The organism is Methylobacterium sp. J-070, assembly GCF_022829385.1.
Taxonomy (GTDB): Bacteria; Pseudomonadota; Alphaproteobacteria; order Rhizobiales; family Beijerinckiaceae; genus Methylobacterium.
On record NZ_JAKSXX010000063.1, the window covers coordinates 65,007 to 84,512 of the forward strand.

At 68.9% G+C, this 19,506-nt stretch carries 17 protein-coding genes and 1 pseudogene; 12 read left to right on the top strand and 6 right to left on the bottom strand.

From position 1 onward, the window contains the following. The first annotated feature begins 298 nt into the window (after positions 1-298). The gene (locus tag MKL01_RS04300) at positions 299-871 is read left to right on the top strand and encodes an SDR family NAD(P)-dependent oxidoreductase (protein WP_243903994.1); all 573 of its coding nucleotides are present in this window, start codon (positions 299-301) and stop codon (positions 869-871) included. A gap of 291 nt (positions 872-1,162) precedes the next feature. Here MKL01_RS04300 and MKL01_RS04305 read toward each other — a convergent pair whose 3' ends face one another. Both MKL01_RS04305 and MKL01_RS04310 read right to left on the bottom strand, forming a co-directional pair. Continuing rightward, positions 1,163-2,275, bottom strand: a complete 1,113-nt coding sequence (locus MKL01_RS04305; RefSeq protein WP_243903995.1) for an enolase C-terminal domain-like protein — start codon at positions 2,273-2,275, stop codon at positions 1,163-1,165. Positions 2,276-2,287: 12 nt separating this feature from the next. Further along, positions 2,288-3,247, bottom strand: a complete 960-nt coding sequence (locus tag MKL01_RS04310; RefSeq protein WP_243903996.1) for a ketopantoate reductase family protein — start codon at positions 3,245-3,247, stop codon at positions 2,288-2,290. 132 nt (positions 3,248-3,379) lie between these two features. Between MKL01_RS04310 and MKL01_RS04315 the strand changes: the two genes are divergently transcribed. Both MKL01_RS04315 and MKL01_RS04320 read left to right on the top strand, forming a co-directional pair. Beyond that, positions 3,380-4,117, top strand: coding sequence for a FadR/GntR family transcriptional regulator (locus MKL01_RS04315; RefSeq protein ID WP_243903997.1), 738 nt, complete (start codon positions 3,380-3,382; stop codon positions 4,115-4,117). Positions 4,118-4,320: 203 nt separating this feature from the next. Then, positions 4,321-5,292 (top strand): LysR family transcriptional regulator, encoded by a 972-nt coding sequence (locus MKL01_RS04320; protein WP_243903998.1) that lies wholly within the window; start codon positions 4,321-4,323, stop codon positions 5,290-5,292. 308 nt (positions 5,293-5,600) lie between these two features. Here the strand turns inward: MKL01_RS04320 and MKL01_RS04325 are convergent, their stop codons facing one another. Beyond that, entirely contained in the window at positions 5,601-6,512 is a 912-nt protein-coding gene (locus MKL01_RS04325) for a LysR family transcriptional regulator (RefSeq protein WP_243903999.1), read from the bottom strand. Positions 6,513-6,636: 124 nt separating this feature from the next. On the opposite strand from MKL01_RS04325, the gene MKL01_RS04330 reads away from it, so the two are divergent. The 9 genes from MKL01_RS04330 (at position 6,637) to panE (ending at position 16,863) form a co-directional block, all read left to right on the top strand. Further along, positions 6,637-8,133, top strand: a complete 1,497-nt coding sequence (locus MKL01_RS04330) for a CoA-acylating methylmalonate-semialdehyde dehydrogenase (protein WP_243904000.1) — start codon at positions 6,637-6,639, stop codon at positions 8,131-8,133. A gap of 538 nt (positions 8,134-8,671) precedes the next feature. Next, positions 8,672-9,655, top strand: coding sequence for an NAD(P)H-dependent flavin oxidoreductase (locus tag MKL01_RS04335; protein WP_243904001.1), 984 nt, complete (start codon positions 8,672-8,674; stop codon positions 9,653-9,655). A gap of 714 nt (positions 9,656-10,369) precedes the next feature. Further along, positions 10,370-10,756: a TetR-like C-terminal domain-containing protein gene (locus MKL01_RS04340; protein WP_243904002.1), complete on the top strand. Its 387-nt coding sequence runs from the start codon at positions 10,370-10,372 to the stop codon at positions 10,754-10,756. A 688-nt stretch (positions 10,757-11,444) separates the two neighbouring features. After that, the gene (locus tag MKL01_RS04345) at positions 11,445-11,687 is read left to right on the top strand and encodes a hypothetical protein (protein WP_243904003.1); all 243 of its coding nucleotides are present in this window, start codon (positions 11,445-11,447) and stop codon (positions 11,685-11,687) included. Continuing rightward, on the top strand, positions 11,687-13,279 hold the full coding sequence (locus MKL01_RS04350; protein WP_243904004.1) for a sodium:solute symporter family transporter: 1,593 nt from the start codon (positions 11,687-11,689) through the stop codon (positions 13,277-13,279). The genes MKL01_RS04345 and MKL01_RS04350 overlap by 1 nt, the downstream gene beginning before the upstream one ends. Positions 13,280-13,411: 132 nt before the next feature. After that, the gene (locus MKL01_RS04355; RefSeq protein WP_243904005.1) at positions 13,412-14,851 is read left to right on the top strand and encodes an MmgE/PrpD family protein; all 1,440 of its coding nucleotides are present in this window, start codon (positions 13,412-13,414) and stop codon (positions 14,849-14,851) included. Positions 14,852-14,874: 23 nt separating this feature from the next. After that, positions 14,875-15,108 (top strand): tautomerase family protein, encoded by a 234-nt coding sequence (locus MKL01_RS04360; RefSeq protein ID WP_243904006.1) that lies wholly within the window; start codon positions 14,875-14,877, stop codon positions 15,106-15,108. 16 nt (positions 15,109-15,124) lie between these two features. Beyond that, on the top strand, positions 15,125-15,334 hold the full coding sequence (locus MKL01_RS04365) for a tautomerase family protein (RefSeq protein ID WP_243904007.1): 210 nt from the start codon (positions 15,125-15,127) through the stop codon (positions 15,332-15,334). A gap of 521 nt (positions 15,335-15,855) precedes the next feature. Continuing rightward, positions 15,856-16,863 (top strand): 2-dehydropantoate 2-reductase, encoded by a 1,008-nt coding sequence (panE, locus tag MKL01_RS04370; RefSeq protein WP_243904008.1) that lies wholly within the window; start codon positions 15,856-15,858, stop codon positions 16,861-16,863. Positions 16,864-17,074: 211 nt separating this feature from the next. Here the strand turns inward: panE and MKL01_RS04375 are convergent, their stop codons facing one another. From MKL01_RS04375 to MKL01_RS04380, 3 genes and pseudogenes are all read right to left on the bottom strand, one after another. Beyond that, the gene (locus tag MKL01_RS04375) at positions 17,075-17,962 is read right to left on the bottom strand and encodes a LysR family transcriptional regulator (RefSeq protein WP_243904009.1); all 888 of its coding nucleotides are present in this window, start codon (positions 17,960-17,962) and stop codon (positions 17,075-17,077) included. A gap of 349 nt (positions 17,963-18,311) precedes the next feature. After that, positions 18,312-19,034, bottom strand: a pseudogene (locus MKL01_RS36095) (alpha/beta hydrolase); the annotation flags it as partial. Further along, positions 19,009-19,443, bottom strand: coding sequence for a VOC family protein (locus MKL01_RS04380; RefSeq protein WP_243904010.1), 435 nt, complete (start codon positions 19,441-19,443; stop codon positions 19,009-19,011). The pseudogene MKL01_RS36095 and the gene MKL01_RS04380, both read right to left, overlap by 26 nt. Positions 19,444-19,506: the final 63 nt, after the last annotated feature.

The following is a 19,506-nucleotide window of genomic DNA, read 5'->3' on the forward strand; positions in this document are numbered from 1 at the left end:
CCTCCGCCGCAGCCCGACGCCCCCTCGAAGATTACTAAGGCCAGGCCACGACGCCCGGACGCTCGCCGTCCGGCCACCGAGCGGACGGTCGATCTAAGTCGGTCATCGCCAAAGGCCGGTCGCGATGGCACAATTGGTATCGGGTTATAGCCTGATCTGCCGCGATCGTTACCTCAACGATTTAGTTTGCTGAACCGTTGTTCGGGAAATCAAGTCCTCAGCCGCACGCCATCGACCTCGCCGAAAACTCGCCGACAAGCTGTGTTGTTACAGTAGTAATTGTATCCTTCTTGCGTAAATGCTGCGTTTCGTGGTGCGCATCTTCTACAATGGATTTTCAAGATCGACGCAGTTTGGTCCGGTTACCGTCTTCGTCAACAGCGCGGGTGTGGGCAACGTGAAGCCGGCCATCGAGCTCAACAAACCGAATGGGGCCAAGATTCTAGATGCCAACCTAACGGGCACATGGCAGATGGCGCAGGCATGCGCCAGGAGGATGCTTGCCGCGCAGGCGAGCGGCAGCATCGTCAAAATCCCCTCAATCGGTGGCTTGCGCCAGAACGAGGGCACATTACCGTATAGCTTGTCGAAGGCCGGGATCGTCCAGTTGACGCAATGCTTGGCATTGGAGTGGGCGCGCCGCGGAATTCGCGTGCACGCGATTGCCCCAGGCTTCTTCAAGAAAAATCCGAACGCCGCCTTCCTGGACTCCGATGCGGGGCAAGCGGCGGTCCGACGCGCGTCTCAGCGCAGCCCCGGGCAGATGCACGAGTTGGACGGTCCGCTACTACTGCTGGCCTCCGAGGCCGGCGCGTTCATGACTGGCAGCGTCGTTGCCATTGATGGCGGATATCTTGTATCGAGTTTATGATGATGGTTGGGCTTCTCTTCGGGCCCGGCATGGCGATGGGTGCGTGACGGCTGAACCGTGCCGCAAGCGGTGTGATTGAACCGTGTGGGAACCCGGACGATAGCGGACGCGCGAACGAGCCGATCGACTCGAGCTCTGTCGGACCCGAGAACCGATAGGCAACGTATCTCCTTCGAACTGTACGCGTGACCCGGCCCAGGTCGAGAACCAAGCCTGCGCCGGCCGTCTCGATCAAACGCCCGCGGGGAAACCCGGAGCAGCCCAGTCCGGCGTGGGTGAGAAACGAGCCAGCTAAGCTATGCTGAAGCGCGCGACGGCTGCCTGGTCCCAAGCCAAGCCGGTGCCGGGCCGGTCCGGGACGACAGCGTGGCCATCCACGATCCTCAGCGGATCCTGCTGGATCGGATCGGCCCAATCCACGTACTCGAGCCAGTGAGCCGTAGGCGTCGCCGCGAGCAGATGAGCGCTGACCTCGGGGAACAGGTGCGAGGACATGGGAACGCCATGCGTGGCTGCCAGCGCCGAGGCCTGCATCCATCCAGTCACGCCCCCGATGCGCGCGAAATCCGGCATGACAAGGTCGCACGCACCGGCGTCCAGGGCCCTGGCCATTCCGCCGGGCCCGTCGAAGTTCTCGCCGGCCTGGACCGGCAGCGTCAAATCCCGCACCAGCCTCGCGTGGCCGGCGAGGTCGTCGTGCCGGATCGGCTCCTCGATCCAGCCGATGCCCTCGCCCGCTAGCGCGTGCCCGCGGCGGAGGGCGTCCTGGAGACCGAGGGCCTGGTTGTAATCGGCGAAGATCTCCACGCCGGCCGGCACCCTGTCCCGCACCGCCCGGGCGACAGCGAGGTCCTCAGCAAGGCTCGGGTATCCAAGGCGAAGCTTGACCGCCGCGAAGCCGCGGTCGAGCAGCGCCTCGGCCTCGTCCGCGGCGGCTTTCGGCACCATCAGGCCCAGCCCGCTGGAATTGTAGGCCCGCAAGGCGCGGGGGGCCGCGCCCAACAGGGTCGCGAGCGGCAGGCCCGCGGCTTTCGCGACCGCATCCCATAGCGCCCCGTCGATGGCTGCCAGCGCCATCCGTGCCAAGCCGGCCACGCCGAGGAGGGCGAAGCGCCGGACCAGGATCGCGCCGATCTCGACCGGGGCGGCGCGCAGGCCGCTAACCACTTCGACCGCGTCCTCAATCAGCGCCGAGAGCGCTCTGGCGCCGCTTCTCCGGTAGCAGAACAGGTAACTCCGCCCGACGACGCCCTCGTCGGTTAGCACGTCGACGAGCAACAGCGGCGCCTCGCGAACGGTCGCCGCGCTGGTGCCGAGCGGGAAGCGCATCGGCACCTCGACGGCGACCGTCTCTACGCTGCGGATTGTCAGCCCGGTCGTTACTGCTGGGGAATGGTCTGGCATGGCGGTCCTTCCTCAGGCGGCGTCGGCGTGCGTTCCGGGCGACGGGTCGTCCGGTTCACCCCCAAGCTCGTGGATCGAGAGGATGTCGGCGACGGCGCGGTTGAGTGGCGTGGCCACCCCGACCTTGAGCCCGAGCCGGACGACCCCTCCGGACAGCCAGCGCACCTCCAGCGGCCGGCGCCGCTGGAGGTCGTGGTGCATCGACGAGGTCATGTCTGGCGACACCTCGTCGGCCAGCGACAGGCGCCGCTCGGCAAAATCCGGAGGAAGGTCGACCCCAAGGGCCCGCCCCACGTCGACGACCTCCCTCATCACGTCGAGGAGGAAAGCGCGCCCCCGGGGGGCCGCGCGGATCGACCCGATGGGCATCCGCATCGTCGTGGTCGTCGCCGACAGCCCGACGAGAAAGACGAACTTCCGCCAGATCTCCAGCTGGATGTCGCGGGAAAGTTCGGCGTCTATCCCGCCGGCAAGGCAAGCGCCCAGGAACGCCTCGCCGCGGACGGACGACCGTCCGTCGAACTCGCCGAAGAGCAGGCGTTGCATCGGGCCGGTCTGCCGGATGACCCCGGGTCGATCGATCGTCGTCGCGACGTAACCGACGCCGCCCATCACCTGGGCTGGGTCGAAGGCCTGCTTGAGGTAGTCGTCCTTGAGGACGCCGTTCTGGAAGGAGATAACGGTCGTGTCCGGACCGACGACCCCCGCAAGCCGCCCTAGCACCGCTTCGGTGTCCCACAGCTTGACCGCGATCAGCGCGTAGTCGACCTCCCCAAGGCCGCTTGGATCGTCGGTCGCCGTGACCTTTGGGATGTGGAGCGGCTCGGGGCCACCCTCGACCCTGATCCCGTCGGACCGCAGGGTACGTAGGTGCTCCCCTCGGGCGAGGAACCTGACGTCGGCACCACCCATGGCCAGCCTGGCGCCGAAGTAGCCCCCAACCCCGCCGGAGCCAATGACCGCAATTCTCATCGCATCGCCAAACCAATCATGCTAAATTGGTCTACCATTGGGTGATTGGTCGATCAAGCGTCTTGGATCGTTCCTCAGGACGGCCTGCCCCCGCTTGTTGCCTCTTTCGATTTCATCCGCTTATGTTGGCACATGACGGATGAAGTGGTCCTACCAAAAGAGAGCGCGACGGGCCTCGTCCTGCGGGTACTCAGGCAAGGATTGGCATCGGGCCGCTTCCGGCCGGGCTCGAAGCTGCCGACCGAGAGGGTGCTGGCAGTCGACCTCAGCGTCCCGCGAACGGCGGTTCGCGAGGCGCTCGCGGTCCTCGAGGCACAGAATATGATCATCCGCCAAGTCGGCAGCGGGACCTTCGTCCTGGATGAGGCGACCGTCGCGCACTCCCACAGCCAGACGATGTCGGATCCATCATGGTGCTCGAGCCCGAACGCGATAATGGAGGCGCGGCTAGTCGTGGAGCCGCGGCTGGCGCACTTGGTCGTGAGCAACGCGACCGCCGCCGATTTCGCCAGGCTGGGGAGGATCCTTGCCGAAGGCGAGACGGCGGATACGACGGCCGCATTCGACGCCGCGGACGACGCGTTCCACCAGGCGGTCGCCGATTCGACGCACAACGCGCTGGTGATCGAGATCTACTCGGCGATCGCCGCCGCGCGCCGTCGCATGCCGTGGGGTGGCCTGCGACGGCGGTTCCTGACCGCGGAGCGGCGCGTTGCGTCTCGCCGGGAGCACCGGGCCATCGTCGAGGCGTTGGCGGCCCGTGATGCCGAGGAGGCAGAGCGGGCCATCCTGGCGCACCTGCACGAGATCAAGTTGGCCTTGATGACGGGGGACGGCCGCCGGGCGATTGAAGGGCTGGAAAGTGGCTAGGCCGAAGACCGGCCGGGCTGCCGCTCCTATGCGACCGACCGGCGACGCGCGCCGCGGATGACATCGAGCCACCCGACCAGTTGCCCACCCGTCCGTGTCGTCGTCGCGGGGTGCCCACGTGTCCCACCTAGGCGACGGTGTTCATTGACTCGTCGAAAACGATCAGATTAGACCGCGGTGATCTCCAGGAATGATGGTCCGCCGTGAACAGCATCGAGCTTGGTGTCTTTGCCGCCGTCGCGGAGGCCGGTAGCATCGGCCGCGCCGCCATGCGCCTGCATACGGTTCAGTCGAACGTGACTCAACGCGTGCGCGCGCTGGAGGACAAGCTCGGGGTGGCGCTGTTTCACCGGTCGCGGCGGGGTGTGACGTTGACGACGGTAGGGGTGCGGCTCCTGCCCTACGCGACACGGATCGCAGAGTTGTTGGAGGAGGCGCGCCTCGTGGCCTGCGACGAGGGCGTGCCGCGCGGCGAGATCAGGATCGGCGCGCTGGAGACGATGGCCGCCTTTCGTCTGCCGCCGCTTCTCGGCACATATTCGGCCCTTTGTCCCGAGGTGGGAATCTTGATCGACACCGGGCCTACGGAGGATCTCGTCGAGCGGGTGCTGCGGCGCGAACTCGACGGGGCGTTCGTGTCCGGTCCCGTCGAGCATGCCCACCTGCAGGCGACCGCTGTCGTCAAGGAGGAACTGGTGGTGGCGACGTCGCCGAGGGTATCGAGCGTCGAGGACATGCGGCGGGACGGTCGGCTCGCCGGCAAGATGATCTCGTTCCGGGCAGGCTGTTCGTATCGACACAGGACGGAGGCGTTCCTGGCTCGCGAGGGCCTGGTCGGCTTGCCGCGCATGGAGGTTGGGACGCTCGACGGGATGATCGGGTGCGTGGCCGCGGGCGTCGGCTTTGCCGTGTTGCCGCGTGCCGTCGTGGCGGAGGCTGGCTCGGCCGGGCGCGTGCGCATCCATGTCCTCCCGCCGGAGATCGCCCGCATCGCGACGGTGTTTGTGCAGCGTCGTGACACGTTCGTGACGGCCGCCCTGCGGCGCTTCCTCGATTGCCTGGCCGGATCCGCGACGACGGACGATGCCGGGCGGGCGGACGACGCCGTCGCGACGCTCGTGCCGGTCACTCTTGGCTCGGGGGAGCGGGCCGCCTCGCCATCCACGCCCGTATGAGGCCCAACGGGCCGGGCCGGGCCGGCCTCGTCCTCGGCACGAGGCCGCATCGATCCGGCACCCTGGGGGCCACCTCGCGGGAGCGTCGCCGAGCCGCGAACCAGGGGTCCGGCCATGCGCGGAGGCGACCCGATCCTGGCGGGAGCACTGATACGCACGCGGCGCCGTCCCCGGGCCGACCTTCCCGCAGCGTGTGGCCGAGGCCGCACGTCGCGCCTCGTATGCGTGCGCAGCTGCGAGCGCCACACTGGCGGCCGAGCACGGCGGCGACGCGCCGTGCGGCGCGCATTGCGAAGGGGTCGATGCCGTCAGGGAGCGGTGCCCCCGCGCCCGCCGTCCGGCAGGAATCTGTCGCGTTCCTCGCGGAAGCGCCGCACGATGAAATCGCGGCAGGCCGCGACGCGGCGCGCGTCGTGGTTGTCCGGATGTGACATCAGCCAGTAAGTCCGACGGAAGCTCGTCCCGCCTAGGACGCGAACGAGGTCGGGACAGTCTGCGGCCGCGAAGTCATGAAGGATGCCGATGCCGGCCCCGGCGCGAACAGCTTCCAGCTGGCCGATCGTACCGGCGCAGCGGAAAACCCGTCGCGCCCGATCCTGCAGGAAGGTCATGTAGTCGAGCGCCGAGGCGTAGGCGTAGTCGTCGACGCCGATCACGGCCGTGTGCTTCGCCAAGTCGTCCTCGCGCTCGGGCAAGCCAGCCCGCTTGATGTAATCGCGTCCGGCGTAGAGACCGAGGCTGTAATCCGTAAGCTTGGAGAGTATCAGCCTGCCGTGCGTCGGACGATCGAGGCCGATCGCGAGGTCGGCCTCACGTCGCGATAGGGAGAACGATCGGGGCAGGGGCACGAGCTCGACGACCAAGTTGGCGTGGCGGCTCGCGAACAGGCCGAGTTCACGGGCCAGGAACAAGTTGCCCAGGCCATCCGGCGTGCCGATCCGCACGGTGCCGCTCGGATCGGCGTCCAGAGCGCATAGCCGGGCGGCCGTGGCCATCAGCTCGGCCTCGATCCGCTCGGCCACCGGGACGAGGCTCTCACCAGCCTCGGTTAGCGTGGAACCGTTCGGCCGACGATGGAACAGCCCGACCCCGAGGGCGCCTTCCAGGGCCTCGAGCCTTCGCGCCACAGTGGCGTGGTTCAGGCCCAGGCGACGGCCGGCTTCCAGCATCTGTCCATGACGTGCGACGGCGAGGAAGACCTGGAGGTGGTCCCAATTCATGAGCTTCGATTTCCGCACAACCGTTCGGCGACGGCGGCCGTTGTGTTTCGAATTTTGTAGGTCGAATTTGGGGCTACGACAAGCGACGGCCAGTGGGACTGTCGGCTAAGGAGATGGAACGTCCATGCCCGAGATCACGCATTTCATCGGCGGCCGCCGTTCGCCGGGCCGCTCCGGCCGGTCCTCCCCCGTCTTCAATCCGGCCACCGGGGAGCAGACCGGTACGGTGGCGCTTGCCAGCCGCGACGAGGTAGAGGCCGCCGTCACGTCGGCGCGCGCAGCGTTCCCCGCCTGGGCCGGCACCACCCCGCTGCGCCGAGCGCGGATCCTGAACCGTTTCCTCGGCATCCTCGAGGAGCGGATCGACGACCTCGCCGCGGTGATCACGGCCGAACACGGGAAGGTGCTTTCGGACGCGAAGGGCGAGATTCAGCGCGGCCTGGAGGTGGTGGAGTTCGCGACCGCCGCGCCGCAGCTTCTGAAGGGTGAGATCACCGAGAACGTCGGCACCCGCGTCGACTCCCAGTCCCTGCGCCAACCCCTGGGCGTGGTCGCCGGCATCACGCCGTTCAACTTCCCCGCCATGGTTCCGATGTGGATGTTCCCCGTCGCGCTGGCTTGCGGCAACTGCTTCATCCTGAAGCCCTCCGAACGCGATCCCTCGGCGGCGCTCATCGTCGCGGAGTGGCTCAAGGAGGCGGGCCTGCCGGACGGGGTGTTCCAGGTGGTGCAAGGCGATAAAGAGGCGGTCGACGCGCTGTTGTTCAGCTCCGGCGTCAACGCGGTGAGCTTCGTCGGCTCGACCCCGATCGCCCGCTACATCTACGCGACCGCCACAGCCAACGGTAAGCGGGCGCAGTGCCTCGGCGGCGCCAAGAACCATATGATCGTCATGCCCGACGCCGACATGGACCAGGTGGTCGACGCTCTGATGGGTGCGGCCTACGGCTCGGCGGGCGAGCGCTGCATGGCGATCTCGGTGGCGGTGCCGGTCGGCGAGAAGACCGCCGACGCGCTGGTTGAGCGCCTGGTCCCGAGGATCCGCGCCCTCAAGGTTGGCCCCGGCACCGATCCGGAGGCCGAGATGGGCCCGCTCGTCACGAAGCAGCACTACGACAAGGTGCGCGGCTACATCGACGAGGGCGTGGCCGAGGGCGCCGAGCTGGTGGTGGACGGCCGCGGCCTCAAGCTCCAGGGGTACGAGGACGGATACTTCATGGGAGGCACCCTGTTCGATCGCGTGACCTCAGAGATGCGCATCTACAAGGAAGAGATCTTCGGGCCGGTCCTGGCCGTCACGAGGGCGCCCGACTACGCCGCCGCCGCCCGTCTCATCAATGAGCACGAGTTCGGGAACGGAACCGCGATCTTTACCCGTGACGGTGACGCGGCCCGCGAGTTCGCCCACCAGATCGAGGTCGGCATGGTCGGCGTCAACGTGCCGATCCCGGTGCCGATGGCGTTCCATTCCTTCGGCGGCTGGAAGGCGTCGCTCTTCGGCGACCACCACATGCATGGGCCTGAGGGCGTGCGTTTCTATACACGCCTGAAGACCATCACCACGCGCTGGCCGACCGGCATCCGCGCCGGGGCCGACTTCGTCATGCCCACCATGCGCTAGGGCCCGCCGCCGCCCTCGTCCACGCGAAGCCGACGAAAGAGGGGGCGAGGCAGCGCCGGCCAAGATAGGCAGCCGGGGATGACGCTCCGGCTTGGCGCTGTCACGCCGGGGCTACGCGCTCGGGACGGGGCCGCCATCGGCCCCTCTCCGCCATCCGAGCGGGCACGGCGATGGATCCCCGGCCAGCCTGAGCCATGGACCCTGGCCGCGCCGCGGCGTCCGTGGCTGCCCGGCGAACGGGGACGGACGAAGCTTGTTGGGGCCGGACGGCTCGATCCGCCCTGGCCCGCGGTAGCTCCGGGGATCTCCGTCGAGGTCCCGGCTCGTTTTAGTCGGCGCCCTAAGCCAGGATGCCCTGGCAAGCCCCACGAATTGCCCGCCCCGAAGATTGCGATCGCGATCGCGCAGCGCCGGACGCGAGAACGAAGAGGGGCATCACAATGTCAGATGGCACCATCTGAACTATTCATTGTACAGTATATTATGCCCCCGGTACGTATGTGCGTGAAAAAATAACACGGGCCGGGAGCGGGCGAACGTGACACTGCGGACGCGACTGACGGATACCTTTGGAATCAGGCATCCCATCGTTCTGGCCCCGATGGATCCGGCCTCCGGGGGGGCGCTCGCCGCCGCGGTCAGCGCGGCGGGCGGGCTAGGCCTCATCGGCGGCGGGTACGGCGACCGAGACAGCATCGAACGGGAGTTCGCCAACGCGGGCAATCAGCGGGTCGGCTACGGCTTCATCACTTGGTCGATGGCGCTGGACCCGGCGTTGCTGGATCTGGCGCTCGCGCACAAGCCGGCCGCCATGATGCTGTCTTTCTCCGATCCGGCACCCTTCGCGGAGAAGATCCGCGCCGCGGGCGTCCCCCTGATCTGCCAGGTCCATACCCTCGAGCACGCGCGACGCGCGCTTTCGGTGGGCGCCGCCGTCCTGGTCGCGCAGGGAGCCGACGCAGGCGGCCACGGCATGACGACCCGCGGCACGATTTCCCTGGTGCCGAACGTCGTCGACCTCGTCGCGCGCGAGCGGCCAGAGGTCCTGGTGCTGGCTGCCGGTGGCATCGCCGATGGGCGCGGCATCGCCGCCGCCCTGACGCTTGGCGCGGACGGCGCCCTGCTCGGGACGCGGTTCTGGGCGACCCAGGAGGCTCTGATACATCCGGCAGCCAAGGCGCGCGTGGTCGCGGCCAACGGTGACGAGACCGTGCGCACCTCCGTCTACGACATCGTCAGGAACCGGGATTGGCCCGTCGGGTACACGGGCCGACTGATGCGCAACAACTTCGTCAACACCTGGTTCGGCCGCGAGGATGAGCTGCGGCGCCTCGCGGGTTCCGAGCGTGAGAAGGTCGAGGCCGCCGACCAAAGCGGGGATTACGACGTCTCGAACGTCACGGTGGGGGAATCCATCGGGTTGGTCAACGACCTTCCGCCGGCCGGCGAATTGGTGGAACGTCTGGCGGCCGATGCGGAAGCGCGCCTGACCGGCGCCGTGCGGTCGATCGTCGTCCACTGAGGTCGATCATCGAAGAGACGGTATCGGACGGCGAGGGATCGCCGGCGACTAGGGCTTTTCGGCCATGGGCGGCACTCGCCACGGCAGCCGTCAACTTGCGCGATTCAGTCCGGCTCCCTGTTGGTGCGTACGCCGGCGCCCGCCAGGACACATGGCAGAGGCACGCGTCCGGTGACCTGAACGTCTCGCCCTGCGTCGAAGCGTGTCTCGCGGGGCGGCGGTCGACGAAAGGGGCACTGGCCAGCCGGCGGCCGCGATGGTGGTGCACGCCCTGGGTGGCCCGCGACCCGGTAGCGTTCACCGCGCGGAGCCCGTCTCGGCGCGATGCGGGACCCGAACGGGCGCGGCCCCGCGATGTCCCCGGCCCGCCGCGCGAAGGCGTCGTTTGTCTGGCGCCACGATCGGGAGCGACACCTCACGGCTCCAAGCCTCGGGATCCCGCTCGCGTACCCCCGGGCTCGCCACGCACGCAGGCGCCGGGAGAGGAACAACGCAGAGCGCAGGGCGGCACCGGTGCCGTGATCCTGGCCGCCGTCGTCGATGCGCCGGGTGGGCTGGAAGGCCCGGCGGTGCTCGGACCCATGGACCGCCCCATCCCGAAGGCCCAAGGGCTATTCCGGGCTGTCGTATCGGAACATGGCGCGGCAGGCCGGCGTGGATGCCAGCACACTGTACCGACGCTGACCGACGCGGCCGAGGCTCGTCGCCGACCTGTTGCTGGGCCTCTCGGAGGAACTGGTCGTCATCCCGGACACGGGAAAGCTTGAGAGCGACCTGACCGAACTGCTGCAACAGGTCGTAGGGGGCTTGGTTGATTCAGGCGCCAGGAAGATAGCCCTGTCCGTCGCGGCCGCGGCTGCGGACGGCGACGAGGAGGTCGCAGAGGTCCTGCGGTCCTTCTGGGAGCGCCGTTTCTCCATGGCGGCCGCCATCCTCGATTGGGCGCACGCCAGGGGCGAGATCCGGGATCGCGGGTCATGCGACCTCGCGCTCGAGAACCTGGTCACGGCCGCGTGGTTTAAGGCACTCTTCAGCCAGCGTCTGATCGACTTGGCATTCGTGGAGACCCGCGTCGAGGCCACGATGAGGCTAATCGGGTAATCCCGATCCAGATGGGGTCGTTTCGAGCCCCGGTGCCTTCGGCCCGGGAAACCCTCGGCTGGAGGGGAGGACGAGTCCCCGCCAAGGTGCCACCGTCACGGCCCGCCGCCCGTGCCGCACCGCGCCGGCATTTGTACCAGGGACGGGATGGTCGGTTCCGAAGCCTCCCATCTCACGGAATGGCGTGGCCCCCGCGCCGCCGGAGCCACGCCCTTGCGGCGATTCCTTCATGCTGCGGGGCGATGACCGCCGCATTCGTCGCAGCCATCGTCGCGCGGACCCGGCCAAGACCGACGGCGCACCGAGCCGAACAGAGCTGAGCTCAGGCGCAGCCACGTCGAGACGCCGTCGCTGCTTCGGTCACGGGCACCTGCCCGGTCCGGCTCCAAGTCCATACAGGCGAACGCGCGGCGATCCGGCGTTCGCGGGCATCGATGCCGGCCGGTCCGACGGCTACGCGGGATCCGGCGCGCCTGAATATGGTCGAGCCTCCAACGTTTCCAGGTGCAAAGCGCCTGAATGGCAGACGATGTCCGAGGGTAGCGCCGGGGACCAGGTATCTTCGCCGACGATACCTGCATCAAAACAATTCATTTGATCGGTGCGCACCGCTGCCAGAGCATCGCTGACCAACCGGAAGTCGATCACATCGTCATCCGGAAAGGATCGGCAAGGATTTGGGGGGGGCGTGCACGTGATGACGGACCACGGCGTCGAGGCTCCGCGGGGACTCAACGCGACCCGCTTCCTGATGCTCGGGTTAGTTGCCCTCAGCTATTTCGCAACGTCCGTCACGTTGTTCATGCTCTCGACGGCAAAGGTGACGACCGGTCCGCTCGGCCTACCGCCGGCCATCTTGGTGATCCTGGCCTGCATGGTCCTGAGCGTGGCCTCGACCGGCTGTTACGTGTTCCTGCAGAGGAGGTCGTGATGGCCCGTCTCGCCCTCCCAGTCCTGGGTGCGGTGCCCCTCTCTGTCGCGTCCGCGGCCGACGCTTGGGCGGCGGCCGGCGCGCCGCAGCAGGGGCACGGGGTCACGCTGACGTTCTTCTCGGTGTTCCTGGTTCTGACCCTGGGGATCTGCGTCCTTGCGGCGCGGCGCTCGGACGGTGTCGACGAGTTCCTCGCCGCCGGCAGCTCGATCACCGCGCGCCAGAACGGCCTCGCGACGGCCGGCGACTACATGTCGGCTGGCGCCTTTCTCGGCCTGACCGGCGCCATCTACGTCTCGGGTCTGGACGGCATGTTCCTGGCGGCGAGCTATCTCGCGAGCTGGCCGATCGTCCTGTTCGTCATGGCGGAACCGCTGCGACGGCTCGGCAAGTATTCGATCGCGGATGTGCTCACGCACACCCTCGACGAGCGCCCGGCCCGGATCCTGGCGGCGGTGTGTGCCCTAGTCGTCACCAGCTTCTACCTAGTGGCCCAGATGGTCGGCGCCGGAGAGCTCATGGCCCTGCTGTTCGGCGTAGCGTACCGGCCCGCCGTTATCTCCACCGGCCTGGTGATGATCGGCTTCGCCGCCCTGGGCGGGATGAGGGCCGCGACCTGGGTCCAGATCGTCAAGGCGATCCTCATGATCGTCGGGGCTGCCATCATCAGCGGTGGGGCCATGAGGGCTTTCGGCTTCGATACCGCCGCGTTGCTTGCGGCGGCGGAACGCTCCCACCCGCGGGGGGGAGACATCGTCAACACGTACGGGTTCTCGAAGGACATCTTCGCCACGATCTCGCTCGGGGCGGGCATCCTGTTCGGGACCGCAGGCCTCCCTCACATCTTAATGCGCTTCTTCACGGTCCGGGACGAGCGCGCGGCCCGCGTCTCGGTCTTCTACGCCACCTGCCTCATCGCGATCTTCTTCCTGCTGATCCTTCCCATCGGATACGGGAGCATCGCGCTGCTGCGCGGCGATCCGACGTTCGCGAATGCGGACGGGAACCTGCGCGGGGGGAACAACATGGCCCCGATCCACCTGGCCGCCGTGGTGGGCGGGGACTGGCTCGTCGGGTTCATCTCCGCAGTGGCCTTCGCCACCATCCTCGCTGTGGTGTCCGGCCTTCTGATCGCCGGCGCGTCGTCGATGACGAACGACCTGCTGGTGGGCCTGAGGGGCCGCCCGCTGGGCCCGAAGGCGCGCCTCAAGGCGTCGCGCCTCGCCGCGGTCGGGCTGGGCTGCCTGGGCATCGGGATGGCCATCCTGTTCGAGGGCCAGAACGTGGCCTACATGATCGCCCTCGCCACCACGATCGCCGGCAGCGCGAATTTCCCGCTCCTCGTCCTGGCGATCTATTGGCGAGGATTGACGACCGCCGGGGCGGTGGCCGGCGGCGGCGTCGGGCTGGTCTCGTCGGTCGTGCTCACGGGGCTGGGGCCGACGGTCTGGACCAAGGTCCTCAACATGGGGCCGCCGCTCTTCCCGTACGATGCCCCGGCCCTGATCACGATGCCGCTCGCATTCGGGACCTGCTGGATCGTGTCCCTCGTCAGCCGACGGACACAGGCGGCGCCCGCGGTGATCGGGTGAGCGACGCCGCGGCGACCTTCTCCGGGCCTCGCGCACCGCCGTCCGCCGCCGGCTTTCCCGCGCGCCACGGTCGCTCGTCCGCGGCGACTGCCGGGCGTGCGGCGATCCACCGATTCAGCTGGAGATGGAATGATGTCTGATCGCTCACCGGAGACGCGGGACCCCGAGGCGGCGACCGCCGTCCAACGGATCGCCGCGTTCGCGCAAGGGGCCAGCCCGGCGGCCTTGACGCCGGAGGTCCGGCGGACCTTCAAGCGCAACATACTCGACAGCATCGGCTGCGCGATTGCGGCGGTGCCCGGACGTCCGTTCGCGGCGCTGCGGGATCAATTCGCGGAATATCGCGCGAACGGCGGCTGCACGCTGATCGGAGGGGGCCAAACCTCGCCTGACCAGGCGGCCCTCTACAACTCGAGCCTCGTGCGGTATGTCGACCTGCTAGACAGCTACATGTCGCCGGGCGGCCTGTGCCATCCGAGCGACAACTTCGGCGTGGTCCTCGCCGCGGCCGAGCACGCGAAGGCGTCGGGCGAGGAGTTCCTTCTCGCGCTCGCGGTGGCCTACGAGATCCAGTGCCGGATCACCGCCGTCGTCCCGGTGATGGCGAAGGGCTTCAACCACGCGATCCAGCTCGCGGTCTCCGCGGCCGCCGCGTGCGGGAAGCTGTTCGGCCTGACGACGGAGGAGATCGCGCACGCGATCGCGATCGCGACGATCGACAACGTGTCGCTCACGTGCGTGCACGCCGAACCGGTGTCACAATGGAAGGGCTTCTCGCCGGGAATGACCGGCATGCGCGCGATCTACGCGGCTTCGCTGGCCAAGCGCGGCTTCACCGGACCATCGAACCTGTTCGAAGGGCCGAACGGGCTGGAACGCATGTTCGCCCAGGACATCCCGGTGGACTGGGCCGATCCCAGCCTTGAGGTCGTGTTGCAGACCGTCATGAAGAAGTACTGCTCGCTGATACATGGCCAGCCTGTCCTTGAGGCCACGCTCGCGCTGAGGCGATCGTACGACCTTGGCGCATCCGACGTGGAATCGGTCGTCTGCGACACCTTCCAGACAGGCTACGACATCGCCGGAGGCGGCGCGTTCGGGTCAAAGGATACGCCCCGGACGAAGGAGCAGGCCGACTACAACATGAAGTACCTGATCGCCGCGGCCTTACTCGACGGACAGGTCGGGCCCGCGCAGCTGGAGGAGGCGCGCGTCCGCGCCGACGATGCGCAGGATCTCCTGTCGCGCGTGACCGTCCGGCCCGACCGATCGTTCACCGAGCGCTATCCCCTGGAACTCAACGCCCGCATCACCATCCGGACGAGGGACGGGCGCACGCTTGAGCGGGAGCAGCGGGGCTACGAGGGCGGGTTGGACGACCCGTTGTCGTGGGACCGGACCGTCGAGAAATTCAACTGGCTGAGCGAGCCCTTCGCCGACGAAAGCCTGAGGTGGCGGATCGTCAGGGCGGTCGAGGATCTCGAGACGGGAAGCGTCCGCGATCTCATGGCGCTGCTCGCCGAAGTCCGGGCGAAGGCAACCTATCCGGCGCGCCATCCGGGCATTCAGTAAATGGCGACACGGGAGGATCGGACATGTCGATGATCTCATGCGACCTGCGGGCCGGACGGACCGACGAGCAGAAGCGCAAGCTGACGGCCGGCATCATGAAAGCGGTCAGCGACGCCACGGGAGAACCCTGGGACAACATCTTCTTCGTCATCCGGGAAGGCCGAGGCATCAACTTCGTAGAGCATGGCCAGCACCTGCCCGACTATGTGGACGGCGCGGCCGACGACAAGGACCTGATCGCCCGTCTCAAGAAGTGACCGGAGGGAAGATACGATGCCGTTCATCGAGTGCCACATCGCCGCCGGGCTGAGCGAGGGTCGCAAGCGCCAGCTCATCCGCGAAATCGTCCGGGCCACCCACGAGGCGATCGATTCCGACCCGAAGATCATCAACGTGCTGATCAACGAGCACTCAGGCCCGAACATGTGCATCTCCGGCCGGGTGGAGGCCGACGAGGCCACCGAGCGAGAGGACGCTTCGTAAGCGGCCCAGCCTCGCCTCGCTCCGATGCCCGGGCGGGGACGAGGCCCTCGCCCCGTCCGGCGCTGACGCGTCGGCGATGCGCCGCGGAACGTGTTCCGCCGCTCGCGTGCGTGCGGCGGACGAAGCCCGAGGCGCGGGCGGGACGTCTCGTCCTCGGCCGTTCGAGCCGTCCGCCGCGCGTACGGTCCGTGAAGACCCGGGCACGCCGACCGGGATTTCCCGAGTTCAGGTCCGGGCCGCAGCCACCTGCCGCGCGTCTCCGCCGGTTTAGGCCGGACCGGCGGGACGTGCGCGAGGGGAGCCTTGACCGGATCGCGCAAGCGGCCGAGCGCGCGCTCGGCTCGCGGCGTACGCGAGCGATAGCGGAACGACTTCGGGCGATGCGAGCGCGTCGCCCCGGTCGAGCCGTCGGTACTGGTCTCGGCAGGGAATCTCGCCGTCGCCCTCGTGCTCGAGCCCTCCCGGGCAGGTCCGTCGGGAAGGGGGCGCCGTTCAACGTCATGGTGCTGGAAAGGGTCGTCATGCGCATCCTGGTCGTTGGGGCGGGCGCGACGGGCGGCTACTACGGCGGCCGCCTGGCCGAGGCTGGCCGCGACGTCACTTTCCTGGTTCGGCGCACCCGATCCCGGACGCTGGCCGACCGGGGGCTCAGCATTAGGAGCCCGCTCGGCGACTTCGTCATCGGATCCCCCAAGACGGTCACTGCGGATCTGTTGAAGCCCGGCGAGGCGCCCTTCGACCTCGTCATCATGTCCTGCAAGGCCTACGACCTGGGCCAGGCGCTGGCCGACGTCGCGCCGGCGGTGACCGAGCGTACCCTCGTCCTGCCGATCCTGAACGGCCTCTCCCATCTCGAGGCGCTCGACCGGGCGTTCGGGGCCGGCCGCGTCCTCGGCGGCTGCTGCCACATCGCGTCGATGGTCGGCGAGGCCGGCGAGATCCTCCACCTGGGGGAGCATTGCACCCTCACCTACGGCCAGCGCGGCGGCATACGCCAGGATCGGGTATCGGAGCTCGACGCGGCCATGCAGGGCGGCAAGTTCCGGGCGCGCCTGAGCGACGACATCGTGCTGGAGATGTGGGAGAAGTGGGTCTTCCTCGCCTCCATCGCCGGCGCCACGACGATCATGCGGTCGACGGTCGGCGGCATCGTCGCGGCGCCCGGGGGCCGCGCGTTCATCGTGGCGCTCCACGAGGAATGCCTGGCGGTCGCCGAGGCGAACGCGCGCGCGCCGCGGGCGGAGGTCTCGGCGCAGGCGCGGGCGACGCTGACCGCGGCCGCATCGCCCCTGACGACATCGATGCTGCGCGACATGCTGGCCGACCGGGGCGTCGAGGCCGACCACGTCTTCGGGGAGTTGATCGAGCGTGGTCGGACCGCCGGCGTGCGCGCGCGGCTTCCCCTCCTGAACGCCGTGTACTCGCAGCTCAAGATCTACGAGCGGCGGCGGGCAGGCATTCAGGCCGACGGCGAGGTCCCCGGGGTCCCGCCACAGCCCGCGACGATCGCTCGGCCGACCTCGACCTGAAGAAACCGGCCAGCGCCGCCGGGTCCTCGACGGGGGCAGGCGCCCCGCGGCCTCGGGATCCGGTGGATGCCCGCGCCCGGCCGTTTGGCGTCCCCGTCGTCCGGGCGGCCGTGCCGTCGCGGGGAGGTCCCGGCCGGGCGTCGGGCGTCGGGCCTGGCCCGATCGTAGGCGCGACCGGGGAAGGCCCACGTCCCGCGATCCCCGGCCCGGGCTATTCGGCCGCGACCGAGACCGCTTCCTTCGGACGGACCACATCCAGGAATGCCGCCATGGCGCTCGAAAGATAGGCGTCGGAGCGGACGATGAAGACGGTGTCGACGTGCGCGATCGCCGGGGGAAGAGTATGTACGGCGAGCTGCGCCCTGCCATGGGCGGTGTCGGCCACGCTCCTCGGCAGGAGGGTCACGCCGACGCCGGCCGCGACGCAAGCCAGGATCGCGTCCAGGGAGCCGAATTCCAGCGGTTCGGCGGCGACGACCCCAAGCTGCGCGAGGTAGGCTTCCAGGCGCTGCCTGTAGGAGCAGCCGCGCCGGAAGACGATGAGGCGCAGGCTCTCGGCGCCGGTCAGGTCCGCAGGCGAGCGGATCGCGCGCGGCGTCAGGAGGACGAGCTCCTCCTGGAAGATCGGCTCGGCCCGCAGGTTGGCGTGCGTGACGGGCCCGGCGACGAAGGCGCCATCGAGCCGGCATGCGAGCACCTCCGCGGCCAGCCCTTGGGTCGTACCGACCCTCAAGACCAGACGGACCTTCGGGTAGGCCTGCGCGAACCGCGCGAGGGACGGCGCGAGCCTGAGCGCGGCCGAGGTCTCGAGCGTCCCCAGGACGAGCTCGCCGCTCGGGGGGCCGTCATCGAGCGCGGCCGTGCGGGCCTCGGCGAACAGCTTCGCTATGCGGCCGGCGAACGGCAGCATTCTCTGGCCCGCAGGCGTCAGAGTGACGCCGCGGGCATGACGGGAGAACAAGGCCACGCCGAGCTCGTCCTCCAGGCCCTTGATCCGCGCCGTCACGTTCGATTGCACGGTGTGCAGCTCCGTCGCCGCCCGGTTCATGCTCTCGTAGCGCGCGACGGACTCGAAGATCCTCAGGTCTGCGGCGTCCATTCGAAGTCCTCCGGGCGGTGCCGTTCCCGTTGCCGCCGACACGCCTCGCCATCGCGCGACATGTCGCCCGCGATGGCCTCTGCAATTCCCTGGCCGATGCCGGCGCCGAGACGCGCGTCGGATGGTAGCTTGCCGGGGCGTCGAGGGCCAGTCGGCAAGGCCGACGCTGCGTCCGGCCCGAGCCCTCCGGCACCAGGCGGGAAGCGCGGTGCGCTCGCGCGCATCTCGATCGGCCTGCGGCCGTACGTGCTGTCCCGCCGCCGAGCGGGGTCGCCTCGGCATGGGCTATCCGGCGCCGCGGTGCACCGGGTGCATCCGTCCGGGCGCGAAACCAGCCGGCCAGGTCACGCACCATGCCGGGACCGACCTCGTGGGCGATGTCGTAGCGTCGACGCGTGATCGCACCGCCGCTCGCATCCTCGAGGTAGGTCTCCGCCGCCTCGTACATTTCCGACGGGATCAACGGATCCCTTTCGCCGCGCCCGTAGAAGACCGGCTTGCCGCTCAGCGCCCCGGGCCGCCATGGGGGCAGGACCAGCGGGGCGCTGAGCAGCGCCGCGCCGGCAAACCGTGTCGGGTGGCGCATGAGCAGATGTCCAGCGAACGCACCGCCATTGCTGAAGCCGCACAGCCACGGATTCAGGGTGTCCGGGCGGCCACCGAGCCACTCGAGCAGGCGGTTCTCCGCCCTCTCGACGCTGTCGCCCCGGGCCACGCCGATGCTTTCGTTCTCGAACCAAGTGCTGCCGCGGCGCAGGACGACGCCGCCTTCGGGCGCGAGGATCTTCGCCGTCTCGAAGGATCCGGCGATCTCGTGGGCGGTCTCGGGAGCCTGGCCGCGACCGTGGAGGAAGACCACCACAAGAGCGACGTCGCCCGGTGCACCGGACGCCGCGCGCGGCTCGATCTCTATCGTGCGCATGATCCCCGCCCCGTCCGATCCGGACGCCCCCGATCCTCGCGGCGCCACGACCCTGGCTTCGGCCCTGCCGTCCGCGGGCCATCGCATGTCGGCTGGGGCGCACGGCCCACTGGTCCGCCGGGGCTCAGCCCGGGCGCGGGCTCGGCCCATCGGCGGGGGCAGTCGCCACCTCGAGTCGGACCCCGCCGGGCATCGCGCAGATGAAATGATGCATCGGGGATCCCTCACGCATGGGACCGGGGGCGAACTCGATCGCGACGCCGGGATGGGCCCTGACGCGCTCGTAGGCGGCCGCGAGGACGTCCAGGTCGGCCACCTTGAGGGCGAGGTGGTGCAGCCCGACGTTCCCGCGGCGGTCGAACGCGACTGCATGGCCGGGGTCGGCAACGCGCCACAGCGTCACCATCGTCGTCCCGTCCGACACGAAGGCGGCCGGGTAATCCGGCACGCCGCCGACTACGGACCAGCCGAGCGCCTCCACGAAGAACCGCTCGGCTGCGTCGAGGTCCGGTACCGCGAGGCCGACGTGATGGACGCCGAGGGTCAATGGTGCCGTCATCTGCGTTCTCCTGCCGGAGGTCGGGCCGGAAGCCCGGCGGGTCCGCCCACGCGGCGCCCCGGA